Source organism: Enterobacter sp. C3_dUdeg (assembly GCF_057536195.1).
Genome location: NZ_BAAKFX010000006.1, coordinates 139,393 through 160,319, shown reverse-complemented (window position 1 = coordinate 160,319; position 20,927 = coordinate 139,393). Strand labels below are relative to the sequence as shown.

Here is a 20,927-nt window from a genome sequence, read left to right as displayed (position 1 = left end):
GGTCAACATGAGTCTGTTTCCCGTTATCGTGGTGTTCGGTCTGTCGTTCCCACCGATATTTTTCGAGCTTCTTTTATCACTGGCGATCTTCTGGCTGGTGCGCAAGGTGCTGGTCCCTACCGGGATCTACGATTTCGTCTGGCACCCTGCATTGTTCAATACCGCGCTGTATTGCTGCCTGTTTTATCTGATATCGCGCATGTTTGTCTGAGGTTGATGTGAAAACGCTAACAAGAAAAATCTCCCGCACTGCCATCACAATGGCGCTGGTTATCCTCGCCTTCATCGCTATTTTCCGCGCCTGGGTTTATTACACCGAATCACCGTGGACGCGTGATGCACGCTTCAGCGCCGATGTGGTGGCAATAGCCCCTGACGTGGCCGGCCTTATCACGGCGGTCAACGTCCACGATAACCAGCTGGTGAAAAAAGATCAGGTCCTGTTCACCATCGACCAGCCTCGTTACCAGAAAGCGCTGGAAGAGGCGGAAGCGGACGTGGCCTATTATCAGGCGCTGGCTGCGGAGAAACGCCGCGAGGCAGGTCGCCGTAATCAGCTGGGCGTTCAGGCAATGTCCCGCGAAGAGATTGACCAGTCCAACAACGTGCTGCAAACCGTGCTGCACCAGCTGGCGAAAGCGCAGGCAACGCGCGATCTGGCGAAGCTCGATCTCGAGCGCACCGTGATCCGCGCGCCATCCGATGGTTGGGTCACCAACCTTAACGTCTATGCCGGGGAATTCATTACCCGTGGCTCTACCGCCGTGGCGCTGGTTAAACAGAACTCCTTCTACGTGCTCGCCTATATGGAAGAGACCAAGCTGGAAGGCGTGCGCCCAGGTTACCGGGCGGAAATCACGCCGCTCGGCAGCAACCGCGTCTTTAAAGGCACCGTCGACAGCGTTGCCGCAGGGGTGACTAATTCCAGCAGTTCTAACGATGCCAAAGGGATGGCGACGGTCGATTCCAACCTGGAGTGGGTGCGTCTGGCCCAGCGCGTGCCGGTACGTATTCATCTGGATGAACAGCAGGGAAATCTGTGGCCTGCGGGTACCACGGCGACGGTGGTGATCACCGGTGAAAAGGACCGGGATGCCAGCCAGGACTCGTTCTTCCGTAAAATTGCCCACCGCCTGCGCGAGTTTGGTTAATCGCCATGGGTATCTTTTCCATCGCCAGCCAGCACATTCGCTTCGCCGTGAAGCTGGCGTGCGCCATCGTGCTGGCGCTGTTTGTTGGCTTTCACTTCCAGCTTGAAACCCCTCGCTGGGCAGTGCTGACGGCTGCGATTGTTGCAGCGGGCCCGGCCTTTGCCGCGGGCGGTGAGCCCTATTCTGGCGCGATCCGCTATCGCGGGATGCTGCGTATCATCGGGACGTTTATCGGCTGTTTCGCGGCGCTGACCATTATTATTTTGATGATCCGCACCCCGCTGCTGATGCTGATGGTGTGCTGTATCTGGGCGGGTTTCTGCACCTGGCTCTCGTCTCTGGTGAAAGTGGAGAACTCCTACGCCTGGGGACTGGCGGGCTATACCGCGCTGATTATTGTCATCACTATCCAAAGTGAACCGCTGCTCGCCCCGCAGTTTGCGGTTGAGCGCTGCAGCGAGATTGTGATTGGTATTGTCAGCGCGATCGTCGCTGACCTGCTTTTCTCCCCGCGCTCCATCAAGCAGGAAGTCGACCGTGAGCTCGACGCGCTGATTGTTGCCCAGTATCAGCTGATGCAGCTGTGCATTAAGCATGGCGACAGCGAAGAGGTGGATAAAGCCTGGAGCGGGCTGGTACGTCGTACGCAGGCGCTGGAAGGAATGCGCAGCAACCTTAATATGGAGTCGTCGCGCTGGGCCCGCGCGAATCGTCGCCTGAAAGCCCTCAACACCGTATCTCTGACGCTGATTACCCAGGCCTGTGAAACCTATTTGATTCAGAACACCCGGCCGGAAGTGGTCACCGATACGTTCCGCGAACTGTTTGCCGAGCCGGTGGAAACCGTACAGGACGTGCATAAGCAGCTTAAGCGCATGCGCCGGGTGATTGCCTGGACCGGGGAGCGCGACACGCCGGTAACCATCTACACCTGGGTCGGCGCCGCGACGCGCTATCTGCTTCTGAAGCGCGGCGTGATCGGTAACACCAAAATCAGCGCGGCGGAAGAAGAGGTGTTGCAGGGTGAAGTGGTGATCAAGGCGGAATCCGCCGAGCGCCATCACGCCATGGTCAATTTCTGGCGTACGACGCTTGCCTGCATGCTCGGCACGCTGTTCTGGCTGTGGACGGGCTGGACGTCCGGCAGCGGCGCGATGGTGATGATTGCCGTTGTGACCGCACTGGCGATGCGTCTGCCTAACCCGCGTATGGTCGCCATTGATTTCCTTTACGGCACGATTGCCGCGTTGCCGATAGGCGCGCTCTATTTCCTGGTCATCATCCCGTCGACGCAACAGAGCATGCTGCTGCTCTGTATTAGCCTGGCGGTAATGGCGTTCTTTATCGGCATTGAAGTGCAAAAGCGGCGTCTGGGATCGTTGGGGGCGCTGGCGAGTACGATTAACATCATCGTGCTCGATAACCCGATGACCTTCCATTTCAGCCAGTTCCTCGACAGCGCGTTAGGCCAGCTGGTGGGCTGCTTCCTGGCCATGATGGTGATACTGCTGGTGCGGGATAACTCGCAGGCAAGAACGGGCCGCGTGCTGCTGAACCAGTTCGTGTCGGCTGCCGTGTCGTCTTTGACAACCAATACCGCGCGCCGTAAAGAGAACCACCTGCCCGCGCTCTACCAGCAGCTGTTTTTGCTGCTGAACAAGTTCCCGGGCGATATCGCGAAGTTCCGCCTGGCGTTAACCATGATCATTGCGCACCAGCGTTTGCGTAACGCGCCCGTGCCGATCAACGACGATTTGTCGGCATACCACCGCCAGCTGCGTCGTACCGCCGATCACGTGCTTTCTGCCAGCAGCGATGACAAACGGCGTCGCTACTTTACGCAGCTGCTTGAAGAGCTCGATACCTATCAGGAAAAGCTCAAGCACTGGGAGGCGCCGCCTCAGGTGACCGAGCCGGTAGGACGGCTGGTGTTTATGCTGCATCGCTACCAGAATGCCCTCACGGATAACTGACTGAAGTAAAAAAACCGACGCCAAAAGCGTCGGTTTTTTTGTGGCTATACTTATCCCAGCACGTTCTTACATTTCAGAAAGGGAGAACACATGACGACCCAGGCGCTTCAGGACCACATCCTTTTTCAGACCGGTTATCTGGTCAACGGAATCTGGAAAACGCTGGATACAACCTTTGATGTGCTGAATCCCGCGACCGGCGAGGTCATTGCTAAAGTCGCAAAAGCGGGTAAAGCGCAAACCGAAGACGCTATTGCAGCGGCTACCCAGGCCTTCCCGGCATGGCGTGCCAAAACCGCGAAAGAACGCTCGGCGATTCTCTACCGCTGGTACGAACTGATTATTGAGAATAAAAGCTGGCTCGGGCGGTTGATGACCACAGAACAGGGCAAACCCCTGAAAGAAGCGGAGGGAGAAGTCGAGTACGCCGCCAGCTTTATCCAGTGGTTTGCCGAAGAGGCCAAACGCGCGAACGGTGAAATTATTCCGCCGATCAAACCCGGCTCACGCATTCTGGCGACACGTGAACCCATTGGCGTGGTCGCGGCGATTACGCCGTGGAACTTCCCGATGGCCATGCTCACCCGCAAGTTAGGCCCGGCGCTGGCAGCAGGATGCACCGGGGTCATTAAACCGGCCAATAACACGCCGCTCAGCGCATTTGCGCTGCTTACGCTGGCGAAACAGGCCGGTGTGCCCGACGGTGTTCTCAACGCCGTCGCCGGGAATACGCATGAAATCAGCGATGCGATCATGGCAAGCCGCGACGTGCGTAAAATCTCCTTTACCGGCTCAACCTCCGTCGGCAAAACGCTGGTGCGTAACGCCGCAGAAACCATGAAAAAAGTCTCGATGGAGCTGGGGGGAAATGCCCCGTATATCGTTTTTGAGGATGCGGATATCGACGCAGCGGTTAAGGGCGCGATCGCCAACAAGTTCCGCAATGCCGGGCAGGTCTGCGTCAGCGTGAACCGTTTTTATATTCAGGAAACCGTCTACGACAAATTTGTGAATAAACTCGCCGATGCGGTGAAGGCGCTGAAGGTGGGTAATGGTCTTGAGGAGGGGGTGGTCGTCGGGCCGCTGATTGAACCTTCTGCGGTCAACAAGGTGCGTGAACATATCGACGACGCCGTTGCCCGGGGCGCAACCGTACTGGCTGGGGGTAAGCCCCATCCGCTTGGCGGGAATTTCTGGATGCCAACCGTGCTGGGCGACTGCCATGAAGGCATGAAGCTGGCAGAAGAAGAGACGTTTGGCCCGGTGGCGGCGTGCTTCCGTTTCACCTCGGAAGATGAAGTCATCCAGCGCGCCAACAACACGCCCTATGGGCTGGCGGCTTACTTCTATACCCAGAATCTCTCACGGGTCTTCCGCGTTTCACAGGCCATCGAGAGCGGGATGATCGGCATCAACGAGTGCGCCGTCTCCACGGAGCTTGGGCCCTTTGGCGGCGTAAAAGAGTCAGGCCTTGGACGAGAGGGCTCCGTGCTGGGGCTGGAAGAGTATCTGGAAGTTAAAACCCTGCATATTGGGGGATTATAAAAGACAGGGCGGCATCTGCCGCTCGCCTGGACTGGGTGGCTGGCAATGAAAACCTATACGTTTGATTTTGACGAGATCGACAGTCAGGAAGACTTCTACCGTGAATTTATCCGGGCGTTTGATCTTGAACGGGAAAGCGTGACGAATCTGGATACGCTGTGGGACGTGGTCACCGGCAGTCAGTTGCCGCTACCGCTGGAAATTGAGTTCATCCATTTGCCCGATAAGCTGCGAAGACGTTTTGGCGCGCTGATCTTGCTGTTCGATGAAGCGGAAGAAGAGCTTGAAGGGCAGCTGCGCTTTAACGCGCGGCATTGAATGAAAAAAGCCCCTGACCATAAGGCCAGGGGCAAGTCGTATGATGAGATACGACGAGGGTTTATTTATACAGTTCTGCCGTTGCATGCCAGTGGTCACCCTGATTCAGTTCGGTGACGCGATAGCTGCTGGCGCCTGCTTTTTCAGCTTTGGCGGCAAGTTCGTGACGAATATCCATCGGTGAACCGGTGACAGACGTTACGGAGACGCTGCCCATACGCTGTAGATTTTGTGCCTGGTCGGCATTTACCTGCTGTACGGCTGCGCTCGCGCCGAAAGAGAGAACGGATGCCAGACCGAGGGTTGCGATGATCAATTTGGTTTTCATAGTCTTTACTCCTGAATAGGGTTTTTACTCAACGGCGAGAAGGGTTGAACCGCTATTTTTATGCCTGGTGCCGTTGAGTGGAGATTTACGTCTTCAGTTATTACTAAAACTTATTTGTACAGCTCAGCGGTGGCGTGCCAGTGGTCACCGGCACGCGCTTCGATGATGCGATAGGATGACGCACCCTGTTCTTCCGCTTTTTTGTTCAGCATCTCATGCATGTCCATTGGCGATGTGCCGACCGCGCCGACAGAAACCGTACCGATGGCCTGACGGGATTGCGCCTGGTCAGCATTGATAGAGTCAGCTGCGAAAGCACCGAATGACAGGACGGACAGGACGCTGAGCGCCGCTACAGTTGATTTGATTTTCATGATTTTTACCTCGTCGAATTTTTTAGTGGGGTCTTGTTTCGTGACCCTCATCACAAAATCAAGTATACACTAATAACGGTAAAAATTAATACCAGACTAATGGTTTCTATTGTTATTACGTGTTAACCAGTCTGTTTTTTATAACCAAATCGCATAATATTGGGCGTTTTTTGTTCATTTTAGTTGGTTATATCTAATAAAATCATATGGATATCAGCTTTTGATTTTTTGTGCGATTTTTTGATTTAGCATTCACCAGATGAATGTTAATAGGTGGTAAAAAGCACTATTTGTCAAAGTGAAGGGCAGTAGAAAAGAGGGGAGAACGCAGCGGAAGCAGAACGATCCCCGCAGCGGCGCTACGGGGAGAGGGGATTAGAGTTCCTGTTCGAACAGTACCAGAATGGCTTCGTGGAGATCTTTCACGGAGAAACCGCTAGCCGGTGTGGTAAAGATGGTGTCATCACCGGCGATAGTCCCGAGGATACCTTCCGTTTTACCCAGCGAGTCCAGCATGCGGGCAATGAGCTGCGCGGCACCCGGGCTTGTGTGGATCACCACGACGGCGTCGTTATGATCGATATCCAGAACCAGGTTTTTGAGCGGGCTGGAGGTGGTCGGCACGCCAAGTTCTGCCGGCAGGCAATAGACCATCTCCATCTTGGCGTTACGCGTACGCACCGCGCCAAATTTCGTTAACATGCGGGAGACTTTCGACTGGTTAATGTTATCGAAGCCTTGTTCCTGCAGCGCCTGAACAATTTCTCCCTGAGAACTGAATTTCTCTTCTTTGAGTAGCGCCTTAAAGGCCTTTACTAATTCTTCTTGCTTAGACGAGCTTCGCATAAGTCACCCGGAATATGACGATAGAAACAACATTATTATGCATGTGGATGAATTTTTATGCAAATTATCTACTCAGCGCCAGGCTGAAATAATGTTATGAAAGGGAGTGATTTTATCAGATTTCGTTATCAGAAAACATGCCTGGGTCACGCCGCGCAAATAAGCTTAAAAGTAAATTAAATGTTATCAAAATGATGTTGTTTTGGTGGCGGGGCAGGGTGTATTGTAACCACCTCTTAATGCGTTGCCCTCTGTCGTCAGATAGTCTTCTGGTGAGAGATAAAGTCGCGTGACCTCAAATTCTTTAGCTACGAAAATTGTAATTATTTACTTGCTGAATTATGGTCGCCGCAACGGATTTACAGATACTTAAGTTAACCATAATAAGGAGTTTAGGATGAAAGTCGCAGTCCTCGGCGCTGCTGGTGGTATCGGCCAGGCGCTTGCCCTACTACTGAAAACCCAACTGCCTTCAGGCTCAGAACTCTCCCTGTACGATATTGCTCCGGTAACCCCGGGTGTGGCGGTTGACCTGAGCCACATCCCGACTGCTGTAAAAATCAAAGGCTTCTCCGGTGAAGATGCACGTCCTGCGCTGCAGGGTGCCGACGTGGTGCTGATTTCTGCAGGCGTGGCGCGTAAGCCAGGCATGGATCGTTCAGACCTGTTCAACGTCAACGCGGGCATCGTGAAAAACCTGGTGCAGCAGATTGCAGAAATCTGCCCGAAAGCATGCATCGGGATCATCACTAACCCGGTGAACACCACCGTGGCTATCGCGGCAGAAGTGCTGAAGAAAGCGGGTGTTTACGACAAAAACAAACTGTTCGGCGTAACCACGCTGGATATCATCCGTTCCAACACCTTTGTTGCTGAGCTGAAAGGCAAGCAGCCTACAGAAGTGGAAGTACCGGTAATCGGCGGTCACTCTGGCGTCACCATCCTGCCTCTGCTGTCGCAGATCCCAGGCGTGAGCTTCACCGAGCAGGAAGTGGCTGACCTGACTAAACGCATCCAGAACGCGGGCACCGAAGTGGTGGAAGCGAAGGCGGGTGGCGGTTCTGCAACCCTGTCTATGGGTCAGGCGGCTGCGCGTTTTGGTCTGTCACTGGTTCGCGCTCTGCAGGGCGAGAAAGGCGTTGTTGAATGCGCTTACGTTGAAGGCGATGGCGAACACGCTCGCTTCTTCTCTCAGCCGCTGCTGCTGGGTAAAAACGGTATCGAAGAGCGTAAATCCATTGGTACGCTGAGCGCGTTTGAACAACACGCGATGGAAGGCATGCTGGATACGCTAAAGAAAGATATCACTCTGGGCGAAGAGTTCGTTAACAAGTAATACGAACCGTCTCCCGGTAAAAAAAACGGAGCTTATCGCTCCGTTTTTTTATGCCTGTCAGTTAGTGGCCGGGTATTCCTGAATCGTCACGTGCAGCGTCAGTTTCTTATCGTTGCGCATGACCTCAACAGGGATGATAGAACCCGGGCGAATTTCTGCCACCTGATCCATCGTCTCCAGCGCGGAGACCGCTGGCGTGCCGTTGACCGACACAATGACATCGTTTACCTGAATCCCCGCGTTAGCCGCCGGACCACCCGGTGCCACCTCGTTAACCACGATGCCCTGAATCTGATCGATACCGCCGCCCTGGGTATGCATCGGTGCAATTTCGCGCCCGCCGATACCGATATAGCCGCGGATCACACGTCCGTCGCGGATCAGTTTATCCATAATTTTGGTCGCCAGCTGGAACGGAATGGCAAAGCCGATCCCTTCCGGCGTCTCACCGTCGTTACTTTTATCGAACGAGAGGGTGTTGATACCCATCAGCTCGCCCAGCGAGTTGACCAGCGCCCCGCCGGAGTTACCGTGGTTGATGGAGGCATCGGTTTGCAGGAAGTTCTGCCGCCCGGAGGGGTTCAAACCGATACGACCGGTCGCGCTGATAATCCCCTGGGTGATGGTCTGGCCCAGGTTGTAAGGGTTACCGATAGCCAGTACGACGTCACCAATATGCGGGGTACGTTTACGGTTGATCGGGATGACCGGCAAACCGCCCGTGGCGTTAATTTTCAGAACGGCCAGGTCGGTCAGGCTGTCAGACCCAACGAGTAACGCCTCAAACACGCGGCCATCCTGCAGGGCGACGATGATCTGGTCAGCATCGTTAATCACGTGCTTGTTGGTAATAATGTAGCCGCGCTCGTCCATGATTACGCCGGAGCCGAGGGTACGGATCTCCAGCTGGTTATGGGCTGAGGTATTCAGACCACGGTTATAGACGTTAACCACGGCAGGTGCGGCACGGCGGACGGCCTGGTTATAGGTGGCCGGCGTTTCATCCGTGCTATCGAACTGGGGAGCCGACAGTTTATTGAACTGACGTAAAGACGGCAGCGCCAGCAGCAGCAGGCCAGCGACAATCAAACCGATGACAGTAGAACGTAAGAGCTTTAAAAGCATGATGCGCGTGTCGTTAAAAAAGGAACGATTTGCAGCATAACATGAGTTATCCGGACATCACACGCAGCGGTGATGTCCGGGTCGCAAATGCTTAGCGCAACAGAATATAGATGGACTCATTGCCACGCATGACCTGCAGGGCAATAACCGCTGGTTTGCTTTCCAGCACCTTGCGCAGTTCGGCAATAGACTGCACGCGGTTGCGGTTTACACCGATAATCACGTCATCCTGATGCAATCCTGCCTGTGCGGCAGGGCTGCTCTTCTCGACGGTGTCGATGCTAATGCCTTTCGTACCGTCCTTCAGCTGCCCGTCGCTCAACGTAGCCCCCTGTAGCGCCGGGGCGATAAGCTCCGCACTGGCCGAGGATGAAGTGCTCTTATCCAGCGTCACTTCAACGTCAAGCGGCTTACCGTCACGTATCAGGCCCAGCTTCACTTTGGCGCCAGATTCCGTCGTGGCAATCCGTGAGCGCAGTTCTGCAAAGCTGTTCAGCGGTTTGTCGTTCAGGCTGACGATCACATCCCCCGATTTCACGCCCGCTTTTGCCGAGCCGGAGTTTGGCAGCACTTCACTGACAAACGCCCCGCGCTGTACGTTGATATTGAACGCTTTTGCGATATCCGCGCTCATCTCCATACCTTTAATACCCAGCAGCCCGCGTTTGATTTCACCGAACTGGATCAATTGCTGCGCCAGGGTTTTGGCCATATTGCTGGGGATAGCAAAACCGATCCCGATGCTGCCGCCGCCCGGGGCCAGAATCGCCGTGTTAATCCCAATCAGCTCGCCGTTAAGGTTGAGCAACGCTCCGCCGGAGTTACCCCGGTTGATTGAGGCATCGGTCTGGATAAAGTTTTCCAGCCCTTCCAGATTGAGGCCGCTGCGCCCGAGCGCCGAGACGATCCCGGAGGTGGCGGTCTGCCCTAAGCCAAAGGGGTTGCCTACGGCGACGGCAAAATCGCCGACGCGCAGTTTGTCGGAATCCGCGATGGCAATCTGGGTCAGGTTGCTCGGATTTTGCACCTGCAGCAGCGCGATGTCGCTCTGGTCATCGCCGCCGATCAGTTTGGCATCAAATTCACGGCCATCGTTCAGCTGGACGCTGATCTTATCGGCCTGGCTGATGACGTGGTTGTTGGTCAGGATATAGCCTTTTGCCGCATCAATAATGACGCCAGAACCCAGGCCTTCAAAAGGCTGAGCCTGCTGGTCGGGAGACTCATCGCCAAAATATTTTTTCAGTTCTTCAGGGACGCGTTGGCTTTGTACTGCGGTGCCCTCAACCTGAACGCTGACGACCGCCGGCAACACTTTTTCCAGCATAGGCGCGAGGCTTGGAATGGCCGCCTGGCCAGGCACCTGGGAGGGAATGGCGGCAAATACAGGGACGGACGCCGAGAGAGATAACCCGACACTTAACGCGATAGCGCTCAACAGCTGGTTTTTTTTCTTCATCGATGTTGACTCTCGTAACCTGGAATAAAGGAAAAACGGCCCTAAAAACACGTTGATGTTATTGAATTTTAAACCGCTGAACAATGAGGTGTTTAACTAAATGATAGCTGGGGTCATCAGGAAAGGACGGGCGCAATCGCTGCGCCCGTAAAATATATTCAGGTTGTGCGATTAATCGCGTTTTACACCGCCGCGCAGCAGGCCGGACGCGCCATCGGAATAGTCGCGAGGCATCTGAACGGGCGCCTGATCGTTACCGGCTTCAGAGTCAGCCAGACGGTTGCGGAACGGGTTGGTTTCCGCGGTCATTTCCGGCAGCAGGCTGCTGGAGCTTTTTGCCATATGTTGATAAAGCTGACGATAGTCGGTTGCCATGTTGTCCAGCAGCTCGGCGCTACGGGCAAAGTGGCTGACCAGCTCTTCACGATACTCTTCCAGCTCGGCTTTGTTCTTTTCCAGTTCGTACTGCAGTGACTGCTGCTGACGCAATTTGCGATTACCGAAACGCATGGCCACAGCACCGATGACGATGCCGACGACTAAACCGATTAGCGCATATTCCCAGGTCATGAACTTCTCCCGTTGTCTTGTTGTTCCGTAGGGTGTTGGCTCGGCTCCTGCCTGTGCCTGATAATGCCACTATAACCGCTATTTCTGCAGAAGTGGAATCCTGACGTATCATCGCGTAGTGTAGAACGGCCTTTTTTTCATCAGTCACGTCTGCTGGTGAGCGTTAATTGAAGGAATAACAATAAGATTATGCAAAACCTGTCCCCTGCATCGCGATATCAACTGGCCCTTAACGAGGGCACTCATCAGCCTGATGACGTTCAACGTGAGGCGGTAAACCGTCTGGAGATGATTTACCAGGATCTCACGGCAAAACCCGCTGAAGTCGAACAGAACGGTGGGCTAAAGGCGGCGTTTGGGCGGTTGCTCGGTAAAAAAGCGCCACAGGCTCACGCGCCGGTGCGCGGTTTATATATGTGGGGCGGGGTCGGTCGCGGAAAAACCTGGCTGATGGACATGTTCTATCTGAGCCTGCCTGGCGCACGTAAACAGCGTCTGCACTTCCATCGTTTTATGCTGCGGGTGCATGAAGAGTTGACCGCACTGCAGGGCAAAAGCGATCCGCTGGAGATTGTGGCCGACAGGTTCAAGGCGGAAACGGACGTGCTCTGCTTCGACGAGTTTTTTGTGTCCGACATCACCGATGCCATGCTGTTAGGCGGCCTGATGAAAGCGCTATTTGCCCGCGGGATCACGCTGGTGGCCACGTCGAATATCCCGCCGGATGAGCTCTATCGTAATGGCCTGCAGCGGGCACGCTTCCTGCCCGCCATCGATGCCATCAAGCAGCACTGCGACATCATGAACGTCGATGCCGGTGTCGATTATCGTCTGCGCACGCTGACCCAGGCGCATCTGTGGCTTTCGCCGTTAAATGCAGAGACCACCCGCGAGATGGATACACTCTGGCTGGCGCTGGCGGGAGCAAAACGCGAGCACGCCCCGGAGCTCGAGATTAACCATCGACCGCTGCCCACACTCGGCGTCGAAAACCAAACGCTGGCGGTCTCCTTTACGACGCTCTGCGTGGATGCCCGCAGCCAGCACGACTACATTGCGCTTTCGCGTCTGTTCCACACCGTGATGGTGCTGGACGTGCCGGTGATGACGCGGCTGATGGAGAGCGAAGCACGGCGCTTCATTGCGCTGGTGGACGAGTTTTATGAGCGCCACGTCAAGCTGGTGGTCAGCGCCGAGGTACCTTTATATGAGATTTACCAGGGCGAGCGGCTGAAGTTCGAGTTCCAGCGCTGCCTGTCGCGCCTGCAGGAGATGCAGAGCGAGGAATACCTGAAGCTGGAACATATGCCATAAATGCCCCCTCTCCCTGAGAAGGGAACCTTGTAGGCCGGGTAAGGCGCAGCCGCCACCCGGCATTTTCGACACCCCCGAAAAACCCATTCCAAAACGCATTTAAGGGTCGATCTTTGACCTCAACTTCTCTATAATCTTGCGACCCCACGTTACGAGAAGGTTTTTTTCCCAAAACTTTCTATGTGTCGGCATGTGCTATTCGAAGGGGTAGGTTTGCCGGACTTTGTCGTGTGAGCCTCAACTGACTAAACGTTTGGGTGTTCACCAACGTGTAACTTATTTATTTGGGTAAGCTTTTAATGAAAACTTTTACAGCTAAACCAGAAACCGTACAGCGCGACTGGTATGTTGTTGACGCGACCGGTAAAACTCTGGGCCGTCTGGCTACTGAACTGGCTCGTCGCCTGCGCGGTAAGCATAAAGCGGAATACACTCCGCACGTTGATACCGGTGATTACATCATCGTTCTGAACGCTGATAAAGTTGCTGTAACCGGCAACAAGCGTACTGACAAAGTGTACTATCACCACACCGGCCACATCGGTGGTATCAAAGAAGCGACCTTTGAAGAGATGATTGCCCGCCGTCCTGAGCGTGTGATTGAAATCGCGGTTAAAGGCATGCTGCCAAAAGGCCCGCTGGGTCGTGCTATGTTCCGTAAACTGAAAGTTTACGCAGGCAACGAGCACAACCACGCGGCACAGCAACCGCAAGTTCTTGACATCTAATCGGGATTATAGGCAATGGCTGAAAATCAATACTACGGCACTGGTCGCCGCAAAAGTTCCGCAGCTCGCGTTTTCATCAAACCGGGCAGTGGTAAAATCGTAATCAACCAGCGTTCTCTGGAACAATACTTCGGTCGCGAAACTGCCCGCATGGTAGTTCGCCAGCCGCTGGAACTGGTTGATATGGTAGAAAAACTGGATCTGTACATCACCGTTAAAGGTGGTGGTATCTCCGGTCAGGCTGGTGCGATCCGTCACGGTATCACCCGCGCTCTGATGGAGTACGACGAATCCCTGCGTTCTGAACTGCGTAAAGCTGGCTTCGTTACTCGTGACGCGCGTCAGGTTGAACGTAAGAAAGTGGGTCTGCGTAAAGCACGTCGTCGTCCACAGTTCTCCAAACGTTAATCCATTCTGCTTACGCAGAACGATTGGCGAAAAACCCGCTTCGGCGGGTTTTTTTATGGATAATGCGCAGGTTATCCACAATATCCATGCATATATCTTTTCTTTTTCCACATTTCCAGAATCCCCTCACCACAAAGCCATCAAAATCTGGTAAACTATCATCCAATTTTCTGCCCAAATATCGGTGAATACTCGATTTTTGTTCGTTTCTTGAACAATGTGTTTTCTCTGGGATGGGCGATACAACATCTGGCTGGCCCCTGTTGGGCTGGTAGCAGTAAAAATTCTGAATATACCTGGAGGTTTTCATGGCTGTCGCTGCCAACAAACGTTCGGTAATGACGCTGTTTTCTGGTCCTACTGACATTTATAGCCATCAGGTTCGTATCGTGCTGGCCGAGAAGGGTGTCAGTTTTGAGATCGAGCATGTGGAAAAGGATAACCCGCCTCAGGATCTGATCGATCTCAACCCGAGCCAAAGCGTACCGACGCTGGTGGATCGCGAGCTGACCCTGTGGGAATCCCGTATCATTATGGAATATCTGGATGAGCGTTTCCCGCATCCGCCACTGATGCCTGTTTACCCTGTCGCGCGTGGTGAAAGCCGCCTGTACATGCAGCGTATCGAAAAAGACTGGTACTCGCTGATGAACGTGATTACCAGCGGTTCTGCTTCTGAAGCTGACGCTGCACGTAAACAACTGCGTGAAGAGCTGCTGGCGATCGCTCCTGTGTTTGGTCAGAAACCATTCTTCCTGAGCGATGAGTTCAGCCTGGTGGATTGCTACCTGGCACCACTGCTGTGGCGTCTGCCAACCCTGGGCGTAGAGTTCAGCGGTCCTGGCGCGAAAGAGCTGAAGGGCTATATGACTCGCGTATTTGAACGCGACTCTTTCCTGGCATCTTTAACTGAACCGGAACGTGAAATGCGTCTCGGCCGAGGCTAATGACTGTGGAAATGTCACAACTTACCCCACGCCGTCCTTATCTGCTGCGCGCCTTCTATGAATGGCTGCTGGATAACCAGCTCACGCCGCACCTGGTTGTGGATGTGACGTTGCCGGGCGTGCTGGTTCCAATGGAATACGCGCGTGACGGGCAGATCGTACTGAACATTGCGCCGCGTGCGGTGGGTAACCTGGAGCTGGCAAACGATGAAGTGCGCTTCAACGCGCGTTTCGGCGGCGTGCCGCGTCAGGTTTCCGTACCTCTGGCAGCCGTGCTGGCTATCTACGCGCGTGAAAACGGTGCGGGTACCATGTTCGAGCCGGAAGCGGCGTATGATGAAGATGTTGCCAGCCTGAATGATGACAACGCATCCGATGAGCGCGAAAGCGACACGGTGATGTCACTTATTGATGGCGATAAACCCGATCGTCATGACGACAATGATCCTGATGACGATCCGCCTCCGCGCGGTGGTCGTCCGGCTCTTCGCGTCGTGAAATAAAAACAGGCCCAATAGGGCCTGTTTTTTTTTACACTTCCAGGTAGTTCAGGATCCCGTCAGCCGCCTTACGGCCTTCGGCAATCGCCGTTACCACCAGGTCAGAACCACGAACGATATCGCCACCGGCGAAGATTTTCGGGTTGCTGGTCTGGAATGCGTTGTCGCTGCCTTCTGGCGCAATCACGCGGCCCTGCGAATCCAGCTCAACGCTGTGCTTCGCCAGCCATTCCATGCTGTGAGGACGGAAACCGAACGCCATCACCACGGCATCGGCCGGGATCACGTGCTCAGAACCGGCGACGATCTCGGCGCGACGACGGCCTTTCGCATCCGGTGCGCCCATCTCAGTGCGCGCCATCTTCACGCCGCTTACTTTACCGTTGGCATTCACTTCAATACCCAGAGGCTGGATGTTGAACTGGAACTCCACGCCCTCTTCACGCGCGTTTTTCACTTCGCGTTTGGAGCCCGGCATGTTCTCTTCGTCACGACGGTAGGCGCAGATCACGTGTGCCGCATTCTGACGAATGGAAGTACGCACGCAGTCCATCGCGGTATCACCGCCGCCCAGCACCACCACGCGTTTGCCTTCCATGCTGACGAACGGCTCATCGGCGGTTTCGCCGTAGCCCATGATCTGCTTGGTATTGGCAATCAGGAACGGCAGCGCGTCGTACACGCCCGGCGCATCTTCGTTCTCCAGACCGCCGCGCATGGACTGATAGGTGCCCACGCCGAGGAACACGGCGTCGTAATCCTTCAGCAGGTCGTCGAGCTGCACGTCGCGGCCCACTTCCACGTTCAGTTTGAACTCAATGCCCATGCCGGTGAAGATTTCACGGCGACGGGTCATGACCTCTTTTTCCAGCTTGAAGGCCGGGATACCGAAGGTCAGCAGACCGCCGATTTCCGGATGGCGGTCAAAGACCACCGCCTTCACGCCGTTGCGGGTCAGCACGTCCGCACAGGCCAGGCCCGCCGGGCCCGCGCCGATGATTGCCACGCGCTTGTCGGTTTGCTTCACGCCGGTCATATCCGGACGCCAGCCCATCTCGAAGGCTTTATCGTTGATATAGCGCTCAATGTTGCCGATGGTCACCGCGCCGAACTCGTCGTTCAGCGTACAGGAGCCTTCGCACAGACGGTCCTGAGGACACACGCGGCCGCACACTTCCGGCAGGGTGTTGGTCTGGTGAGACAGCTCGGCGGCTTCAAAAATACGTCCTTCGTTAGCCAGCTTCAGCCAGTTCGGGATGTAGTTATGTACCGGACATTTCCATTCGCAGTAAGGGTTCCCGCAGGACAGGCAGCGGTCTGCCTGTGCCTTGGCCTGGCCTTCTGAAAACGGCTCGTAGATTTCAACAAATTCAATTTTGCGGATCTTCAGCGGTTTCTTTGGCGGATCAACACGCTGCAGGTCGATAAACTGGTATACGTTCTGGCTCATCTGAATTCCTTACTGCGCCTGCACGCGCAGCTCTGCTGCGCTACGACTACGGTGACCCAACAGGGCTTTAACATCGCTGGACTTCGGCTTAACCAGCGCGAATTTCGCAGAGAACGCTGGCCAGTTCGCCAGGATCTCTTCGCCGCGCGAAGAACCGGTATGCTGCACGTGTTCGGTAATCAAACCGCGCAGGTGTTCTTCATGGATAGCCAGCGTATCAACGTCCAGCACTTCCACCAGCTCCGGGTTCACGCGTTTGCGGAACTCACCGTCTTCATCCAGGACATACGCAAAACCGCCCGTCATGCCCGCGCCGAAGTTCACGCCGGTTTTACCCAGAACGCAAACAATCCCGCCCGTCATGTATTCACAACCGTTATCGCCAATGCCTTCCACCACGGTGATAGCACCGGAGTTACGCACCGCAAAACGCTCGCCCGCACGGCCTGCTGCAAACAGACGACCGCCGGTCGCGCCGTACAGGCAGGTGTTACCGATGATGCTGGCTTCATGGCTGCGGAAGGCTGAGCCAACCGGAGGACGCACCGCCAGCAGACCGCCCGCCATGCCTTTACCGACGTAGTCGTTGGCATCGCCGGTCAGGTACAGCTCAACGCCGCCTGCGTTCCATACGCCGAAGCTCTGACCCGCGGTACCGCTGAAGTGCGCGGTAATCGGATCCGCTGCCAGCCCCTGGTCACCGTGCGTCTGCGCGATATAACCGGAGAGGGAGGCACCCACGGAGCGGTCGGTGTTGCGGATATCAAACCAGAACGTTTTGCTCTGCTTGTCGTCCACGTACGGTTTCGCCTGCTGCAGCAGCTGCGCGTTCAGCACGCCGTTATCGAACGGCGGGTTGTTCTCGGTGCAGTAGACCGCTTTGCCAGGGTGCGGCTGCGCGGTTTCTAGCAGCTTAGACAGCTCAAGCTTCTGTTGCTTCGCGGTGAAGCCTTCCAGCTCTTTCAGCAGGTCAGTGCGGCCAATCAGGTCCACCAGACGCTTCACGCCCAGCTGCGCCATCAGCTCGCGGGTTTCGCGGGCGATGAACTCAAAGTAGTTGGTCACTTTGAACGGCAGACCGTGATAGTGGTTCTTACGCAGCTTCTCGTCCTGGGTAGCCACGCCGGTTGCGCAGTTGTTCAGATGGCAAATACGCAGGTATTTACAGCCGAGCGCAACCATTGGGCCGGTACCGAAGCCGAAGCTTTCCGCGCCGAGGATCGCCGCTTTAATGATGTCGAGGCCCGTTTTCAGGCCGCCGTCCACCTGCAGACGGATCTTGTGACGCAGACCGTTCGCCACCAGCGCCTGCTGGGTTTCCACCAGGCCAAGTTCCCACGGACAGCCCGCATATTTCACGGAGGAGAGCGGGCTGGCACCGGTACCGCCGTCATAGCCGGCGATGGTGATGAGGTCCGCATAGGCTTTCGCCACGCCGGTCGCGATGGTGCCGACGCCCGGTTCGGAAACCAGCTTCACGGAGATCATCGCCTTCGGGTTGACCTGCTTGAGGTCGAAAATCAGCTGCGCCAGGTCCTCGATAGAGTAGATATCGTGGTGCGGCGGCGGGGAGATCAGCGTCACGCCCGGCACGGAATAGCGCAGTTTGGCGATGTACGGGGTAACTTTATCACCCGGCAGCTGGCCGCCTTCGCCCGGTTTAGCACCCTGAGCGACTTTAATCTGGATCACGTCGGCGTTGACCAGGTACGCAGGCGTCACGCCAAAGCGACCGGATGCCACCTGCTTGATACGGGACACTTTGTTGGTGCCGTAACGCGCCGGATCTTCACCGCCTTCGCCGGAGTTGGAGTTGCCGCCGATGCTGTTCATGGCTTCCGCCAGCGCTTCGTGGGCTTCCGGGCTCAGCGCGCCGATGGACATCGCTGCGGTGTCGAAGCGTTTGAACAGTTCGGATGCAGGCTCAACGTCGTCAATGCTGACCGCTTCATCGCCCGGATTGAGGGCAATGAGGTCGCGCAGCGTTGCCGCCGGACGGTTGTTTACCAGCTCAGCGTACTGCTGGTAATCGCTGTATTCACCGCTCTGAACCGCCTGCTGCAGCGTGCGCACCACGTCCGGGTTATAGGCGTGGTATTCGCCGCCGTGAACGTATTTCAGCAGACCGCCCTGATCCAGCGGCTTACGTGCCAGCCAGGCGCGTTTGGACAGATTCACCAGATCCTGCTGGAAGTCAGCAAAACCGGCGCCGCCGATGCGGCTGACCACGCCCTGGAAGCAGAGGTTGGCGACCTCGTCATGCAGGCCAACCGCTTCAAACAGCTTCGAACAGCGGTAGGAGGCAATGGTCGAGATGCCCATTTTGGACATGATCTTGTACAGGCCTTTGTTGATGCCGTTACGGTAGTTCAGCATCACCGCGCGGTAATCTTTGTCGATCGCGCGGGTATCCACCAGGCGTGCCAGCGTTTCGTAGGCCAGATACGGGTAGATCGCCGTCGCACCGAAGCCTAACAGCACGGCAAAGTGGTGCGGGTCGCGGGCGCTGGCGGTTTCAACAATGATGTTGGCGTCGCAGCGCAGGCTCTTGTCGACCAGACGCGTCTGGATAGCGCCAACCGCCATCGGGGCAGGCACCGGCAGACGGTTTTTCGCAATATTGCGGTCGGACAGCACCAGCAGAACGGTACCGTTACGCACCATCTGTTCGGCTTTGTCACACAGCGCATTCACCGTCTCTTCGAGGCTCACTTCGGTCACGTCGAAGGTAATATCGAGCGTGTCGGCGCGGTAGTGCTCCTCTTTCATGGTGGTGAGCTGTTTGAAATCGGAGTACAGCAGGATCGGCGATTTAAAGGTCAGACGGTGCGCCTGGCCTTCGGCCTCGCAGAAGACGTTCATCTCGCGACCGATGCTGGTAGCCAGCGACATCACGTGCGCTTCGCGCAGCGGGTCGATCGGCGGGTTGGTCACCTGCGCGAACTGCTGGCGGAAGTAATCGTAAATGATGCGCGGCTGGCTGGAGAGCACGGCAAACGGGGTATCGTCACCCATGGAGCCGACCGCTTCCTGGCCGTTTTCACCGAGCACGCGAATCACTGAGTCCAGCTCTTCCGCGCTGTAGTTAAACTGTTTCTGGAAGCTTGCAAGCGTATCGTCGTCCAGTTCGCGGCGACCCACTTCTTCATCCGATAAATCTTCGAACGGCACGAGGCGACGCACGTTCTTTTCCATCCACTCTTTGTACGGATGGCGGCTTTTCAGATCGTGATCGGTTTCGGCTGAGTGCAGAATGCGCCCGCCGCGGGTGTCGATAACCATCAGCTCGCCCGGGCCGACGCGGCCCTTCTCGACCACTTCGTCAGGCTGGTAATCCCAGATACCGACTTCAGAGGCGCAGGTGATGAGCTTGTCTTTGGTGATGACGTAGCGTGCCGGACGCAGGCCGTTACGGTCCAGGTTACAGGCGGCGAAGCGACCGTCGGACATGACGATGCCCGCCGGGCCGTCCCACGGCTCCATGTGCATGGAGTTAAAGTCGAAGAACGCGCGCAGCTCAGGGTCCATATCCGGGTTGTTCTGCCAGGCCGGTGGCACGAGCAGACGCATGGCGCGCACGATGTCCATCCCGCCCGCCAGCAGCAGTTCCAGCATGTTATCCATGGAGCTGGAGTCAGAGCCGGTTTCGTTCACGAACGGCGCGGCATCGTGCAGATCGGGGATCAGCGGCGTCTGGAACTTATAGGTACGTGCGCGGGCCCACTGGCGGTTACCGGTGATGGTGTTGATCTCGCCGTTGTGCGCCAGGTAGCGGAACGGCTGAGCCAGCGGCCAGCGTGGAACGGTGTTGGTGGAGAAGCGCTGGTGGAACAGGCAAATGGCCGATTCCAGACGCAGGTCCGCCAGGTCCAGGTAGAAGCGCGGCAGGTCAGCCGGCATACACAGACCTTTATAGATGTTCACCAGGTTAGAGAGGCTACAGACGTAGAACTCTTTATCGTCCTGGAGACGTTTTTCAATGCGGCGGCGGGCGATAAACAGACGGCGTTCCATATCACGCGGACGCCAGCCCGCAGGCGCGTTGACGAAAATCTGTTCAATGCGAGGCAGCGAGGAGAGGGCGATTTCACCGAGCACCCCTTCGTTGGTTGGCACATTGCGCCAGCCGACAATCGACAGGGTTTCACGCTGAAGTTCTTCTTCGACGATGCGGCGTGAGGCAGCAGCCTTTTCAGGATCCTGATTCAGGAACAGCATGCCGACAGCGTAGTTTTTGGCTAAACGCCAGCCGCGCTCTTCCGCCACGATGCGAAAGAAACGATCCGGTTTTTGCAGCAGCAGGCCGCAACCGTCGCCGGTTTTACCATCGGCAAGAATAGCGCCACGGTGCTGCATTCGGGCCAGTGCGTGAATAGCAGTACGCACTACCTTGTGGCTAGGTTCGCCTTCTATGTGGGCGATCAGGCCGAAACCACAGTTATCCTTCTCAAGGGATTTATCGTACAACATATCAGTGAACCTCCCCAGGCTCGTCGGGCTTCCCACTGAACTTTACCGTGGCGCACAGGCACAGAAAGAGCATGGCGACGGGGTT

Annotated in this window: 19 protein-coding genes; 11 read left to right on the top strand and 8 right to left on the bottom strand. The window is 55.9% G+C overall.

Annotation, left to right across the window (positions count from 1 at the left end):
• Window positions 1-7 precede the first annotated feature (7 nt).
• From aaeX to AC27FC_RS15645, 5 genes are all read left to right on the top strand, one after another.
• Window positions 8-211 (top strand): p-hydroxybenzoic acid efflux pump operon protein AaeX, encoded by a 204-nt coding sequence (aaeX, locus tag AC27FC_RS15665; RefSeq protein ID WP_003860416.1) that lies wholly within the window; start codon window positions 8-10, stop codon window positions 209-211.
• Between the two features lie 7 nt (window positions 212-218).
• On the top strand, window positions 219-1,151 hold the full coding sequence (aaeA, locus tag AC27FC_RS15660) for a p-hydroxybenzoic acid efflux pump subunit AaeA (RefSeq protein ID WP_023309394.1): 933 nt from the start codon (window positions 219-221) through the stop codon (window positions 1,149-1,151).
• 5 nt (window positions 1,152-1,156) lie between these two features.
• Window positions 1,157-3,124 carry a p-hydroxybenzoic acid efflux pump subunit AaeB gene (aaeB, locus tag AC27FC_RS15655; protein ID WP_112778135.1) on the top strand — a complete coding sequence of 656 codons (1,968 nt, stop codon included), beginning with the start codon at window positions 1,157-1,159 and terminating at the stop codon, window positions 3,122-3,124.
• A gap of 90 nt (window positions 3,125-3,214) precedes the next feature.
• A complete protein-coding gene (locus AC27FC_RS15650; RefSeq protein ID WP_094934478.1) occupies window positions 3,215-4,669 on the top strand; it encodes an NAD-dependent succinate-semialdehyde dehydrogenase in 1,455 nt (484 codons plus the stop codon).
• Between the two features lie 45 nt (window positions 4,670-4,714).
• Window positions 4,715-4,987, top strand: a complete 273-nt coding sequence (locus AC27FC_RS15645) for a barstar family protein (protein WP_023309391.1) — start codon at window positions 4,715-4,717, stop codon at window positions 4,985-4,987.
• Window positions 4,988-5,048: 61 nt separating this feature from the next.
• Here the strand turns inward: AC27FC_RS15645 and yhcN (AC27FC_RS15640) are convergent, their stop codons facing one another.
• The 3 genes from yhcN (AC27FC_RS15640) to argR all read right to left on the bottom strand — a co-directional run bounded on the left by yhcN (AC27FC_RS15640) (window position 5,049) and on the right by argR (window position 6,535).
• Window positions 5,049-5,315, bottom strand: coding sequence for a peroxide/acid stress response protein YhcN (gene yhcN, locus AC27FC_RS15640; RefSeq protein ID WP_032659672.1), 267 nt, complete (start codon window positions 5,313-5,315; stop codon window positions 5,049-5,051).
• A 110-nt stretch (window positions 5,316-5,425) separates the two neighbouring features.
• The gene (yhcN, locus tag AC27FC_RS15635; RefSeq protein WP_045888042.1) at window positions 5,426-5,689 is read right to left on the bottom strand and encodes a peroxide/acid stress response protein YhcN; all 264 of its coding nucleotides are present in this window, start codon (window positions 5,687-5,689) and stop codon (window positions 5,426-5,428) included.
• Between the two features lie 375 nt (window positions 5,690-6,064).
• Complete coding sequence (argR, locus tag AC27FC_RS15630) at window positions 6,065-6,535, bottom strand: transcriptional regulator ArgR (protein ID WP_023309388.1); 471 nt, start codon at window positions 6,533-6,535, stop codon at window positions 6,065-6,067.
• Between the two features lie 397 nt (window positions 6,536-6,932).
• On the opposite strand from argR, the gene mdh reads away from it, so the two are divergent.
• Window positions 6,933-7,871, top strand: a complete 939-nt coding sequence (gene mdh / locus AC27FC_RS15625) for a malate dehydrogenase (protein ID WP_023309387.1) — start codon at window positions 6,933-6,935, stop codon at window positions 7,869-7,871.
• 57 nt (window positions 7,872-7,928) lie between these two features.
• Here mdh and degS read toward each other — a convergent pair whose 3' ends face one another.
• The 3 genes from degS to zapG all read right to left on the bottom strand — a co-directional run bounded on the left by degS (window position 7,929) and on the right by zapG (window position 11,025).
• Window positions 7,929-8,996, bottom strand: a complete 1,068-nt coding sequence (gene degS, locus AC27FC_RS15620; RefSeq protein WP_023309386.1) for an outer membrane-stress sensor serine endopeptidase DegS — start codon at window positions 8,994-8,996, stop codon at window positions 7,929-7,931.
• Window positions 8,997-9,087: 91 nt separating this feature from the next.
• Window positions 9,088-10,455, bottom strand: a complete 1,368-nt coding sequence (gene degQ / locus AC27FC_RS15615) for a serine endoprotease DegQ (protein ID WP_196355039.1) — start codon at window positions 10,453-10,455, stop codon at window positions 9,088-9,090.
• Window positions 10,456-10,626: 171 nt separating this feature from the next.
• The gene (gene zapG, locus AC27FC_RS15610; RefSeq protein WP_008502832.1) at window positions 10,627-11,025 is read right to left on the bottom strand and encodes a Z-ring associated protein ZapG; all 399 of its coding nucleotides are present in this window, start codon (window positions 11,023-11,025) and stop codon (window positions 10,627-10,629) included.
• A gap of 189 nt (window positions 11,026-11,214) precedes the next feature.
• On the opposite strand from zapG, the gene zapE reads away from it, so the two are divergent.
• The 5 genes from zapE to sspB all read left to right on the top strand — a co-directional run bounded on the left by zapE (window position 11,215) and on the right by sspB (window position 14,925).
• Window positions 11,215-12,339, top strand: coding sequence for a cell division protein ZapE (gene zapE, locus AC27FC_RS15605; protein ID WP_196355040.1), 1,125 nt, complete (start codon window positions 11,215-11,217; stop codon window positions 12,337-12,339).
• Window positions 12,340-12,638: 299 nt separating this feature from the next.
• Window positions 12,639-13,067, top strand: coding sequence for a 50S ribosomal protein L13 (gene rplM / locus AC27FC_RS15600; protein WP_006178824.1), 429 nt, complete (start codon window positions 12,639-12,641; stop codon window positions 13,065-13,067).
• A gap of 15 nt (window positions 13,068-13,082) precedes the next feature.
• Window positions 13,083-13,475 carry a 30S ribosomal protein S9 gene (gene rpsI, locus AC27FC_RS15595; protein WP_003860436.1) on the top strand — a complete coding sequence of 131 codons (393 nt, stop codon included), beginning with the start codon at window positions 13,083-13,085 and terminating at the stop codon, window positions 13,473-13,475.
• A gap of 308 nt (window positions 13,476-13,783) precedes the next feature.
• Window positions 13,784-14,422: a stringent starvation protein SspA gene (gene sspA / locus AC27FC_RS15590; protein ID WP_014885418.1), complete on the top strand. Its 639-nt coding sequence runs from the start codon at window positions 13,784-13,786 to the stop codon at window positions 14,420-14,422.
• A gap of 5 nt (window positions 14,423-14,427) precedes the next feature.
• Window positions 14,428-14,925 (top strand): ClpXP protease specificity-enhancing factor, encoded by a 498-nt coding sequence (gene sspB, locus AC27FC_RS15585; protein WP_029740078.1) that lies wholly within the window; start codon window positions 14,428-14,430, stop codon window positions 14,923-14,925.
• 28 nt (window positions 14,926-14,953) lie between these two features.
• Here the strand turns inward: sspB and gltD are convergent, their stop codons facing one another.
• Window positions 14,954-16,372 carry a glutamate synthase subunit GltD gene (gltD, locus tag AC27FC_RS15580; protein ID WP_023309377.1) on the bottom strand — a complete coding sequence of 473 codons (1,419 nt, stop codon included), beginning with the start codon at window positions 16,370-16,372 and terminating at the stop codon, window positions 14,954-14,956.
• A gap of 9 nt (window positions 16,373-16,381) precedes the next feature.
• Window positions 16,382-20,842 (bottom strand): glutamate synthase large subunit, encoded by a 4,461-nt coding sequence (gene gltB / locus AC27FC_RS15575; protein ID WP_487160240.1) that lies wholly within the window; start codon window positions 20,840-20,842, stop codon window positions 16,382-16,384.
• Window positions 20,843-20,927 lie beyond the last annotated feature (85 nt).

Excerpts from the sequence above, each read along its gene's own strand:
- AC27FC_RS15650 (WP_094934478.1), top strand. The coding sequence starts at position 3,215 with ATGACGACCCAGGCGCTTCAGGACCACATCCTTTTTCAGACCGGTTAT.
- degQ (WP_196355039.1), bottom strand. The coding sequence starts at position 10,455 with ATGAAGAAAAAAAACCAGCTGTTGAGCGCTATCGCGTTAAGTGTCGGG.
- yhcN (WP_045888042.1), bottom strand. The coding sequence starts at position 5,689 with ATGAAAATCAAATCAACTGTAGCGGCGCTCAGCGTCCTGTCCGTCCTG.
- mdh (WP_023309387.1), top strand. The coding sequence starts at position 6,933 with ATGAAAGTCGCAGTCCTCGGCGCTGCTGGTGGTATCGGCCAGGCGCTT.
- rplM (WP_006178824.1), top strand. The coding sequence starts at position 12,639 with ATGAAAACTTTTACAGCTAAACCAGAAACCGTACAGCGCGACTGGTAT.
- zapG (WP_008502832.1), bottom strand. The coding sequence starts at position 11,025 with ATGACCTGGGAATATGCGCTAATCGGTTTAGTCGTCGGCATCGTCATC.
- gltB (WP_487160240.1), bottom strand. The coding sequence starts at position 20,842 with ATGTTGTACGATAAATCCCTTGAGAAGGATAACTGTGGTTTCGGCCTG.
- degS (WP_023309386.1), bottom strand. The coding sequence starts at position 8,996 with ATGCTTTTAAAGCTCTTACGTTCTACTGTCATCGGTTTGATTGTCGCT.
- sspA (WP_014885418.1), top strand. The coding sequence starts at position 13,784 with ATGGCTGTCGCTGCCAACAAACGTTCGGTAATGACGCTGTTTTCTGGT.
- argR (WP_023309388.1), bottom strand. The coding sequence starts at position 6,535 with ATGCGAAGCTCGTCTAAGCAAGAAGAATTAGTAAAGGCCTTTAAGGCG.
- aaeX (WP_003860416.1), top strand. The coding sequence starts at position 8 with ATGAGTCTGTTTCCCGTTATCGTGGTGTTCGGTCTGTCGTTCCCACCG.
- aaeB (WP_112778135.1), top strand. The coding sequence starts at position 1,157 with ATGGGTATCTTTTCCATCGCCAGCCAGCACATTCGCTTCGCCGTGAAG.
- yhcN (WP_032659672.1), bottom strand. The coding sequence starts at position 5,315 with ATGAAAACCAAATTGATCATCGCAACCCTCGGTCTGGCATCCGTTCTC.
- gltD (WP_023309377.1), bottom strand. The coding sequence starts at position 16,372 with ATGAGCCAGAACGTATACCAGTTTATCGACCTGCAGCGTGTTGATCCG.
- AC27FC_RS15645 (WP_023309391.1), top strand. The coding sequence starts at position 4,715 with ATGAAAACCTATACGTTTGATTTTGACGAGATCGACAGTCAGGAAGAC.
- rpsI (WP_003860436.1), top strand. The coding sequence starts at position 13,083 with ATGGCTGAAAATCAATACTACGGCACTGGTCGCCGCAAAAGTTCCGCA.
- zapE (WP_196355040.1), top strand. The coding sequence starts at position 11,215 with ATGCAAAACCTGTCCCCTGCATCGCGATATCAACTGGCCCTTAACGAG.